At 72.0% G+C, this 10656-nt stretch carries 8 protein-coding genes; 4 read left to right on the top strand and 4 right to left on the bottom strand.

The window, feature by feature from the left end:
• Together D7V93_RS27705 and D7V93_RS27700 are read right to left on the bottom strand one after the other, a co-directional pair.
• A partial coding sequence (locus D7V93_RS27705; RefSeq protein ID WP_147451367.1) for a class I SAM-dependent rRNA methyltransferase occupies window positions 1–887 on the bottom strand: 887 nt, incomplete at its 3' end.
• Between the two features lie 14 nt (window positions 888–901).
• Entirely contained in the window at window positions 902–2230 is a 1329-nt protein-coding gene (locus D7V93_RS27700) for an amidohydrolase family protein (protein WP_120646251.1), read from the bottom strand.
• A gap of 154 nt (window positions 2231–2384) precedes the next feature.
• Between D7V93_RS27700 and D7V93_RS27695 the strand changes: the two genes are divergently transcribed.
• Together D7V93_RS27695 and D7V93_RS27690 are read left to right on the top strand one after the other, a co-directional pair.
• Window positions 2385–3548 (top strand): hypothetical protein, encoded by a 1164-nt coding sequence (locus tag D7V93_RS27695; RefSeq protein WP_244237546.1) that lies wholly within the window; start codon window positions 2385–2387, stop codon window positions 3546–3548.
• Between the two features lie 17 nt (window positions 3549–3565).
• A complete protein-coding gene (locus D7V93_RS27690) occupies window positions 3566–5038 on the top strand; it encodes a hypothetical protein (RefSeq protein ID WP_120646249.1) in 1473 nt (490 codons plus the stop codon).
• Window positions 5039–5093: 55 nt separating this feature from the next.
• Here the strand turns inward: D7V93_RS27690 and D7V93_RS27685 are convergent, their stop codons facing one another.
• Window positions 5094–5360 carry a hypothetical protein gene (locus D7V93_RS27685; protein ID WP_120609557.1) on the bottom strand — a complete coding sequence of 89 codons (267 nt, stop codon included), beginning with the start codon at window positions 5358–5360 and terminating at the stop codon, window positions 5094–5096.
• A 181-nt stretch (window positions 5361–5541) separates the two neighbouring features.
• A complete protein-coding gene (locus D7V93_RS27680; RefSeq protein ID WP_244237545.1) occupies window positions 5542–8415 on the bottom strand; it encodes a fused MFS/spermidine synthase in 2874 nt (957 codons plus the stop codon).
• Window positions 8416–8491: 76 nt separating this feature from the next.
• Between D7V93_RS27680 and D7V93_RS27675 the strand changes: the two genes are divergently transcribed.
• Entirely contained in the window at window positions 8492–9469 is a 978-nt protein-coding gene (locus D7V93_RS27675; RefSeq protein ID WP_120646247.1) for a sensor histidine kinase, read from the top strand.
• Window positions 9470–9476: 7 nt separating this feature from the next.
• The coding region (locus D7V93_RS27670; protein ID WP_147451366.1) for a sigma-54-dependent transcriptional regulator at window positions 9477–10656 on the top strand (1180 nt) is incomplete at its 3' end.

Here is a 10656-nt window from a genome sequence, read left to right as displayed (position 1 = left end):
CCCCTGCCCGCCCGCGTCACGCCTTCGAGCACCATCGTCTCGAAGCGGCGCACCGGAAGGCCCGCCAGGTTGCAGCAGGCGACCAGGCGTCCCCCCGGGGCCACCACGCGCGAGGCGGCCTCCGCCAGCCGGGAGTAGTCGCGCGCGGCGGAGAAGCGCGTCGTGCGGGTGGTGGAGAAGGACGGCGGGTCGGCGACCACGACGTCGAAGGCCTCCCCTTTCCTCGAAAGGCGCTGGAGCCAGTCGAAGACGTCGCCCGCCACGTAGTCGTAGCGGTCCACGCCCTGGCCGTTGAGGCGCGCGTTCTCTTCACCCCACTCGAGGACGCGGCGGCTGGCGTCCAGGTTGAGCACGCGCTTCGCGCCGCCCGCGGTCGCGGCCACGCCGAAGCCGCAGGTGTACGCGAAGAGGTTGAGCACGGTGAGCCCTGGCGCCTGGGCCTGGAGCCACGCGCGCGTGTCGCGCATGTCCAGGTAGAGGCCCACGGACAGGCCCTGGCCCGGGCGGATGTGGAAGGACAGGCCGTTCTCCTTCGCGACGAGGTCCTCCACGCTCTCCCCCCGGGCGGCGACCTCCGGCGCGAGCGCGTCCTTCGCCACGTTGGCCAGCACGCGGGCCTCGCGGGGGCGGCGCTTCAGGTAGACGCTCCGGGGCGTCCAGGCGGCGGCCGCGGCGTCGAGGAGCGTGGCCTCCTCCGCTTCGGACAGGTCGCGGTAGAGGCTCACCACGACGACGTCGCCGAAGACGTCCGCCGTGACGTCGGGCACGCCGTCGCCTGCGCCGTTCAAGAGGCGGAAGGCGGTGGTGGCGGCGTCGGAGAGGAGCGCACCCCGGCGGGCGCGGGCGGCGCGCAGGGTGTCCACGAGGCGGGGAGGCAGGGCACTCACGCGCCCCTTCTACCCTACGTGCCCAGCCGCGCGCGGGACCAGACGCGGGCCAGGGCCGCCGCGGCGGCGCGGGACAGGTCCACGTAGTCGTGGCCCAACAGCTGGCCCTCGCGCACGCAGACCCGGCCGTGCACGAGCGTCCAGGCCACCCGCGCGGGGACGAGCTGCCCCAGGAGGAAGGGCGAGTAGCCCGTCTCCGGGTCGGCGGCGGGAATGGCGTCGTAGACGACGAGGTCCGCGATGCTGCCCTCGTCCACGCCGCCGGAGGGCAGCCCATACAGGCGGGTGCACAGCTCCGCGGGGCCGCTGATGAACAGGTGCGCGAGCGAGTCGTCCAGGTCCGGCATCCGGCCGGAGCGGGCCAGGTGCACCATGCCGACGAGCGCCGCGCTCAGCTCCTCCTGGAGCGTGCCGTGGCCGCCGGTGCCCAGGCCCACGAGGTGGAGGCTGGACAGCGGGCCGTCCGCGGACTCGCCCACGCGCTCCAGCGAGCGGGAGGCGCGCGGCGTGAGGGCGACGAAGGTGCCGGAGGCGGACAGCCGTTCGACCTCGGAGCGCTCCACGGCGCGGGGGTAGCCGGCGATGGCATGCGGGCCCAGCAGGCCCAGCGCGTCCAGGCGCGGCACGACGCGCTGGCCGTACGTGGCATAGGTGGTGGAGAGGTCGTCCTCGTTCTCCGCGAGGTGGAAGACGAGCGGCGCGTTCAGCTCCGCGCGCAGCCGCGCGATGCGCGACAGGAGCGCGTCCTCGCAGGTGTACGACGCATGGAAGCCCAGCGCCCCGCGCACCCGGGGGTGGTCGCGGTGGCGGCGCACGAAGTCGGCGTTGGCGTCCGCCTGCGCGTCGGCCTGCGCCGCGCCGTCCAGGCTGTGCGTGGAGTGCGAGGCGACGAGGCGCAGCCCCAGCGCCTCTGCGGCGCGGGCCTGGGCGTTGAGCCCCCCGGAGACGTCCGAGGGGCACGACAGGTGGTCGACGACGAGGGTGACGCCGTCGAGCAGCGCGCGCGCGGCGGCGAAGCGGGTGAGGACCTCCACGTCCTCCGCGGTGAGGAGGCTGGCCACCCCGCGCATTCGCTCCAGCCGCGAGCGGGGCTGGCGCAGGAGGAAGTCGCCGTTGGGCGGCAGCAGCTGCCCGTTGACCAGGTGCGAGTGACAGTCCACGAGGCCGGGGGCGACGAGGCGGCCGCGACACGCCACCTCCCAGTCGCCGGGGAGCACGGGCACCTCGGAGTCCGGCGCGACGCGGCGGATGATGCCCTCTTCCACCACGACGGCCATGCCGTGACGGACGCGACCGTCCGCACGGAACACGGCGCAGTTCTTCAGCAGCAGTCGGCCTTCCATGGACATCCCCGTTTTAGCACGGGGCCGGGCCGAGGAAGAATCCTGTCCCTCCCACGAGGTAGGGAGGCTGGTTGGCGGGCACTTGTGTTCGCCGCACGGGAGGCCGGGTTCTTGGGCCGGCGCAACCCGGTATACTTCGCCGCCCATGACACCGATGAGCCCCGGAGTCGCCACCACCACCCCGCAGGACGCGCCGGCCGCCCCAGGGTCGCTGCGCTTCCGTCGCCTGTGGCTGTTCTCCCCCGGGGCGGACCTGGCCATCCTCGCCATCCCGCTCGCACTCACCCTGGCCGCCGCGGGGGCCAGCGCCTTCATGGCCCCCCTGGCCGCGGATGGCGCCCACCGGCTGATGGCGTGGACGGCCCAGAACATCCTCGGCAACGCCACCCACGTGGCGCTCACGTTCCTGCTCTTCGGCGTGCACCGGGACGTGCTGAACGCCGCGCCGAACCAGCCGCGCTACATCCTCGCGGGCTCGCTGGGCATGCTCGCGGTGGGCGCGGCGCTGTTCTTCACCTCCTACGCGGACCGCGACGTCCACCTGTTCGCCGTCGCCGTCATCTTCAACGTCTTCGGCCTGCACCATGGCCTGTCCCAGCACCGGGGCCTGTGGTCGCTGCATGGCGTTCGCGGCGGACAGGCGGGACTTCCCGCGCCCTCCCCGCTCGAGCGCCGGCTCCAGCAGCTCTACGTCCCGCTGATGCTGTCGGTCCTGCTCACGCGCATCTTCTTCGTCGCGGAGTCGGCCCGGCCCAACGCCCCCGCCTACCTCGACGTGGGCCAGGGCGTCGTCCTGCCGTGGCAGGTGCTGCCCGTGCTCTTCGCCATCTGGTTCGGCTACTTCCTGCTGCTGTTTCGCACCGTGCTGCGCTCCGGCACCGCCAGCGGCCCCAAGGTGCTCTACCTGCTGGGCATGGCGACGGCGACGGGGCTCGCGCTCATGGCCCCGCCGTGGGGCTTCGTGATGCTGCCGGGCATGCACGGGCTGGAGTACTACGTCATCACCGCGCGCCTGCTGGAGCCGCGCGAGGGTGACCCGCCCCGCCTGGGCCGCAAGCTCATCTGGCCCGCCATGATCGCCTCCATGCTCCCGCTGCTCGCGCTGGGCGTGGTGCACGGCTTCCTGCTGGACGGGCCCGCGCGCGGCACGCTCGGCATCAGCGACGGCGCGCGGTCGCATCCCCTGCTTCGCGGCCTCACGTCGCTGGGCTTCGCGGTGGTGCTCGCGCACTACTTCGCGGACGCGTTCATCTTCCGCTTCCGCATCCCCTCCATCCGGCAGGTGATGTTGCGCCGGCTGGGGTTCGACACGCGGTAGGCGTCCCACCGAAAGCCATGCGGATCCGCCCCTACCTGCCCGCGCCCGCGGGACTGCTCGCCTGCGGGCTCCTGCTGTGGCTCGCGGCCCAGCCCCTGCGCAGCTACGACCTGTTCTTCCACCTGGCCGGAGGGCGCTACATCCTGGAGCACGGCTTCAGCCGCGTGGATCCCTTCAGCCTGACGGGCACCGCGGGCTGGGTGCCCCACGAGTGGGGCTTCGGGGTGCTCTGCGCCCTGCTCCTCAAGACCCTGGGCGCGGCCGGCCCCGCGCTCTTCGTCGCGGCCCTCATCGCCGCCAACGTGCTGCTGCTCCACGTGGCGCTGCGCCGCGCGGGAGCCAGCGACGCACACCTCCTCGCCCTCGTCGCCCTGGGCCTGGTGCTGGGCGTGCAGTCCTCCACCTGGCCCCAGGAGCGCCCCTTCCACATCGGCCAGCTGTTCTTCGTCCTCGCCGTCCTCGGCCTCCAGGCGTGGCGGGCCGGGAACGGGCGCTGGCTGTGGGCCTTTCCCGTGCTGGGCCTCGCGTGGGCCAACCTGCACGGCAGCTGGCCCCTGGGTCCCGCGCTCCTCGCGTCCTCCGCGCTGGGCCAGTCCCTGGATGACCCCACGCCCGCGTCGCGCCGTCGCACCGTGCGCGCGCTCGCGGCGGCGCTCGCGATGTTCCTCGTCGCGGGCCTGTCGCCCGACGGGCTCCACATCTACCTGTACCCGCTCCAGCATGCGCTGCTGCCGTCCACCCAGACCATCTACGAGTGGCGCCCCCTGGACCTGGAGTACCGGTGGAGCTGGGCCTACCTGGCCCTCTTCGCGGGCTTCTTCTTCGTCGTGGGGCGGGCCCGCGCGCGTCGCATCGCCGTGCTCCTCCCCGCGCTGGTGCTGGGCATCGCCGCGCTGAAGGTCCAGCGCCACGCGCCCTTCGCCGCCGTGCTCCTGGCCCTGGCGCTCATGGAGCACGCGGGCCTGGCGCACGCGTCGGAGTCCCCCTCCGTCTTCGAGCGCCTACGGGCCCGGATGGAGCGCGGGCTCTCCGCCTGGAGCGCCGGCACGTCCCTGGCGCTGTGGCCGGGAATCGCGCTCCTGGCGCTCGTCGTGATGCACGCGGGCCGGCCGCTGCCGGTGGAGACGCGCACGCACGCCACCATCCCCGTCCACCTGCTCCAGGCCCTGCGCGAACAGCCTCCGGGCCGGGTGCTCAACCGGTTCATCCTGGGCGGCCCCATCTCCTACTTCGCCGGAGCGGGGTTCAAGGTCTTCATCGACAGCCGGAATGATCCGTTCCCGCCCGCCATCCACGACGCCTACGAGCAGCTGGTGTTGTCGCGGCCCGGCTGGGAGGAGGCGCTGGAGCGCTATGATCCGGACTACCTCGTCTGGGACACGGTGAACCCGGGCAACCTGCTGTTGGATCACCTGCGCGAGCGGGGCGGCTGGCGCGAGGCGGTGCGCGACGGCGGCTACGTCCTCTGGGTCCGCGAGCGGTCCAAATGAAAATGGCAGGCCCTTCCAGTTGGAGGGACCTGCCATTCGAGTGAAGCGAAGCGGCTCAGTACGCGGTGTTGTTCTGGCCGAACGTCTTCATCGTCTTCTTGTTCAGCTGGTCGTTGGACGCCTTGCCGTCGTTCGTCACGTCGTCCTCGCCGGCCAGGGCCGCCGCGGAGGCGCCGAACAGCAGGCGGATGTTGTCGCCGAACAGCGTGATGACGCCGATGGCGGCGATCGCGATCAGCGCGACGATGATGATGTACTCGGTCATACCCTGACCACGGGACTTGCGCAGCTGCGTCTGCTGCTTCTTCGAGAGCGTCTTCATGGGAAACTCCGGGGGTCGTGCAGCGGTGGGAAACTCACCCTGCGGGAGTCAGGGTCGAAACGGACAGTAGAACGATCCCACCCGCACCTCCATCCGTCATCGGGAGGATGGGGGGATGAGGCCAATGATTCCAGGCACCTGGACCCGCTCGAGGCCTTGAAACAGCGTTTTGGGCGGTGTTTCACGGGCCCCCGGGCGTGACGACGGGAGGCGTCTTCGGAGCGCTCGCGGTCCCCTTCGCGCACGCGTTCTGCGGCAGGGCGTCACACAGGCCGCGCAGGGCCTTCTGGAGCGCCGCGTCCTCCGGGTGCTGGGCCGCCACGTCGCGCCCCAGCGCGAGCGCCGTGTCGGCATTCACCGGCGTCCACACCGTCCGGGTGGCCCAGGCGCGCGCCGTCACGAGCTGGAGGAAGGCCGTCACCAGCTCCGGGGAGCGGCCCCCCTTCTCGATCTCGGGCTCCAGCAGCGAGGCCGCCATCGTCAGGTCGTTCTGCGCGAGCGCCGCCCGGCCCACGGCGAGCGCGGCGTCCGGGCTCTGGGGCGCCAGGGAGCGCCACAGCGTGGCCACGCCCCGCACCATCGGATCATTGCCCGCGTGGAAGCGCTCGATGTTCCGGTACAGCCCCGCGGCCTGCTCGGGCGTGGGCGGGTGCTGGCGCAGGTAGTCGTGCAGGAACAGCCCCGGGCCCAACTCCGGCGCGCGGCGCTCGTCCTTGACGCGCACGTCCAGGTCCGCCAGGAAGAAGGCGATGGGGGACGCGTACTCCAGCACGTTGTGGTCGTCCGTGTTGATGGGCCCCGGCCCCGCGAACGCCAGCTGCCCCGCCTCGCTGTGCACCTGCTTGGACAACAGCGCGAACACGTCATGGATGTCCACGCGGTCCAGGTCCTTCTTCGCCTCGGGCCGGGCCATGCGCTCGGCCACCCGCGCCGCGTCGAAGACGAGCGGCTTGCGGCTGGCCACCAGGATGAGGTCGTGCGGGCCCAGCCACGTGGTGGCATGCGGGAAGGTGTCGCGCAGCGTCCTCACCACCAGCCGGATGAGCTCCTCGTTGCTCTCATACGTGTGGATCCACTGCACCAGCACGCCGTCATCCGTGAGGTGCCGGTCCACCGTCTGGAAGAAGTCGCGCGTGAAGAGGCCGGACACGCCCGCCACCCACGGGTTGGAGGGCACGCTCACCACCAGGTCGTACTTCCGCGAGGCGAGCGCCATGAACGTCTTCGCGTCGTCCACGTGCACGTGCGTGCGCGGGTCATCCACCGCGTTGCGGTTGTCCGCCTTGAACAGGCGCGCTCCGTCGATGACGGCCGGGGAGATCTCCACCATGTCCAGGTGCTTCACCGGGTGGGCCAGCACGCTGCCCGCGGTGATGGCCGCGCCCGCGCCCACGAGCAGCACGTTCTCCGGCTCGCGCGCGTGCAGCAGCACGCCCAGGTGCCCCGCCACCACCTGCGTCTCCACGTCGCTGCCGTTGGAGGCGTCCACCTTGCCGTTGAGCTTCATGAAGCGGTGCCCGTCGCGCGGCACGTCGCCCACCAGCACCGTGGCGAAGGTGTCGTCCGCGTAGAACACCGGGCGGATGTCCCGCTCCATGTTGCGCACCAGCTCCGCGTACGTGTCCGGCGGCTTCTGGTGCATCCGGATGGACGCGATGCTGCTCAGGCGCACCGCCCAGCCCCGCATACCGCCCAGCACCACGATGGCCAGCAGCGCCGCCACGCCCACCGGCCACAGCGCGCGCCACGGCACGGCCATGGGCTGGGACCGCGTGTTCTCCTTCGCCGGAGCCGCGCTGAACGCCAGCGCCGCCGCCGCGAGGTTCGCCACCACGCCCGCGACGAAGTTGCCCTCCATGCCCCACCACGGCATCAGCACCAGCCCGCCCAGCGCCGAACCGGTGATGGTGCCCACCGTGTTCCACAGGTACACGCCGCCCAGCTGGCGCCCCACCTCGGACACCTTCGCCGTGGCCACGCGCGCGGCGGCCGGGAACGCGGCGCCCATGAAGAACGTGGGGATGAGCAGCACCGCGCAGCAGAAGGCGAAGGTGAGCCCCTGGAACACCGGCCACGCGTCCTGCGTGCGCGTGAGCAGCCACTCCGCCCGGTGGAACAGGTGCGGCAGCCGCACGTACAGCGGCAGGGCCACGCAGAGGCTCACCACGAGCGCCACCTGCGTCCGCCCGTACAGCCGCAGCGAGTCCACCCCCTCCTTGCGCGTCATCAGCCAGAAGCTGCCCAGGCCGATGCCCAGGATGAACGCCGTCAGGATGAGGGTGAAGGCATACGTGGACGCGCCCAGGACGATGGACAGCAGGCGGATCCACGTCACCTGGTACAGCATCGACGTGAAGCCCGACAGCAGTACTCCCCAGAGCGCGGCCCGCACCGCGCGGCGTGGGTAGGCCACCTCGTCCCCACCTGACGCATCGGCCTCGCTGACCCCGGCGAGCGCTGGCGGATGGCTCCGGGCGAGCGCCAGCGCCGCCACCGCCAGCAGCAGGTTGAGTCCCGCGGCCAGCGTCGCGGACGCGGACAGCCCCACCGCTGGCACCAGCCGCGTGCCCGCGACATAGGCTCCCAGCGCCGCGCCCAGGCTGTTGACGGCATACAGCCGCGCCAGCTCCCGCCGCACCCCCGCGAGGCTCGCCGCGAAGTGCCTCACCAGCGCCGGCAGCGTGCCGCCCATGAGCAGCGTGGGCACCACCAGCGATAGCGCGGCCACGAGCAGGCGGGGGCCCACGCGCAGGCCCTCCGGCACGCTCGGCGCCACCGCGAGCCACCCCGCCTCCAGCGCGCGGAGCACGGCGGGGAACGCCAGGGCGTACAGCCCCACGCCCAGCTCCAGCAGGCCGTAGAGGGCCAGGGGGCTCTTCACCCGGTCGGCTGTCCGCCCGAAGACAGATGCGCCCAGAGCGAGCCCCCCCATGAACGTCGCCAACACCACGGCGTGGGCCTGGCCGCTGTTGCCCAGGACATTCCCCAGGTATTTGGACCACACCAGCTCATAAACCAGCGCGGTCGACCCCGAGAGGAACAGAAGGGCGGCCACAAGGTTCTTCGGAAAACGCGCGGATCCGGACATAGGGACAGCGCGGAACCTTACCCGGTATGTTTCAGGCCCACCAATGAACGCCCAACTCCTGCAAGCCGCACAGCTCGCCTGGTCCCCCAACCTGAGGGTGACGCGCGCCGAGGGCGACTGCGCCACGGTGTTGCGCCGCGCGGCTCCCACGCTGGTGGGCCTCCCCCTGCACACGGCCCTCGGCGTCACCCAGGAGCGCGCCCGCGAGCTGGACGCGCGCGCCCGGGAGGACCGCCGGGGCGTGGAGTTCGTCGTCGTGGCCCCGGGAGGCGGCACGCCCCCCACGCACCTGCGCCTCGTGCTGGGCCTGGACGGCGAGGAGGCCGCCGCGGGCGTGCTGGACCTGGGCGCCGTGCTGGAGGGCGCGCCCCCGGTGCAGATCTCCCGGCTGTCGTCGTCGCTCAGCCATGAGATCCGCAACCCGCTGTCCTCCGTGAAGATGGCGGTGCAGACGCTCGCGCGGAACACCGGCCTGTCGGACCGCGACAAGCGGCGGCTCACCATCGCCAACCGGGAGATCCGCACCATGGAGCGCATGCTCTGGCTCCTGTCCGAGTACGGCCGGGAGGGGGCCGCGAACCTGGATGCCCACGCGCTGCGCTCGGTCGTCCAGGAGGCGACCGCCATGGTGGCCCCCGAACTCGCCGAGCGCCGCATCGAGGTGGACGTGAAGGAAGAGGCGGACCTGCCCCGCGTGCGGGTGGATCCCAACCGCTTGAGGCCCGTGCTCGCCCAGGTCCTGCTCAACGTGGCCATGGGCCTGCCGGAGGAAGGACGTGTGCAGGTGACCCTGCGTCAGGCCGCCCCCGGCCACGTGAGCCTCATCCTGGACGACCCGGCCGCGGCCCTGCCCCCCGAGGAGCGCGGCACGCTGTTCGACCCGTTCGGCTCGCGGCTGGCGCGGGGCGCGGGGCTGTCCCTGGCCGCCCTGCGGCGGGTGATGACGGGGGTGGGAGGCGATGTCGCGGCCGAAGGAAGCGCCGAACCGGGGATGGTGTTCACGCTGACGTTCGCAGCCTGAGAGCCCCATGGAGACCCTCCTCATCGTCGATGACGACGTGTCGCTGCTCGAAACCCTCACGATGCACTTCGAGGACATCGAGCAGGACGGGCAGCCGCGCTACCAGGTGGTCACCGCCACGAACGCCGCCGCGGGGCTGAAGGCCGCCCAGGAGAACATGCCCAGCGTCGTCATCCTGGACATGATGCTCCCGGACCGCACGGGCCTGGAGATCATCGAGGAGATGAAGGGCCTGTGCGGCGACGCGCGCATCATCCTCGTCACCGCCTACCACGACATGGAGACGACCATCCGGGCCATGAAGGCCGGTGCGTTCGACTACATCCACAAGCCCTTCCCCGACCCGGCCGCCCTGGACCTCGTCGTGGAGCGCGCGCTGGAGTACCGCCAGCTGTCGCGCCGCGCGGACGAGGTCCACCGCGAGAACGCCGTCGTCCGCCTGGGCGACATCGTGGGCACCAGCGCCTCCATGCAGCAGCTGGTGAAGGAGATCGGCAAGGTGACGGGCAGCGCCGCCACCGTGCTGATTACGGGCGAGAGCGGCACCGGCAAGGAGCTCATCGCCCGCGTCATCCACAACTACTCCTACGACGAGCCGCGCCCCTTCATCGGCATCAACTGTTCGGCCATCGTGGACACGCTGCTGGAAAGCGAGCTGTTCGGCCACGAGAAGGGCGCCTTCACCGGCGCCGTCGCCGGCAAGCCCGGCAAGTTCGAATTGGCCGAGGACGGCACCGTCTTCCTGGACGAGATTGGCGACATGTCGCTGATGCTCCAGGCGAAGCTCCTGCGCGTGCTCCAGGAGCGCGAGTTCGAGCGTGTGGGCGGCGTCAAGCGCGTGAAGCTGCGCGCGCGCGTCATCGCCGCCACCCACCGCACCCTCTCCGACGAGGTGGCCCAGGGCCGCTTCCGCGAGGACCTCTACCAGCGCCTCAAGGTCATCACCCTGTTCATCCCGCCCCTGCGCGAGCGGCGCGAGGACATCTCCCTGCTCGTGAAGCACATGCTGGAGCGCATCAACGAGAAGGTGCACAAGCGCGTCACCCGCGTGCCCCAGGAGGTCATGGAGCGCCTCACGCAGCTGCCCTGGCGCGGCAACGTGCGCGAGCTGGAGAACGTCCTCACCCGCGCCGTGGTGCTGGCCCCCGGCGACGTGCTGCGCGGCGACGACCTGCCCGCCCTGGAGC

Source organism: Corallococcus llansteffanensis (assembly GCF_003612055.1).
Taxonomy (GTDB): Bacteria; Myxococcota; Myxococcia; order Myxococcales; family Myxococcaceae; genus Corallococcus; species Corallococcus llansteffanensis.
This window is presented reverse-complemented; position numbering and strand designations above follow the sequence as displayed.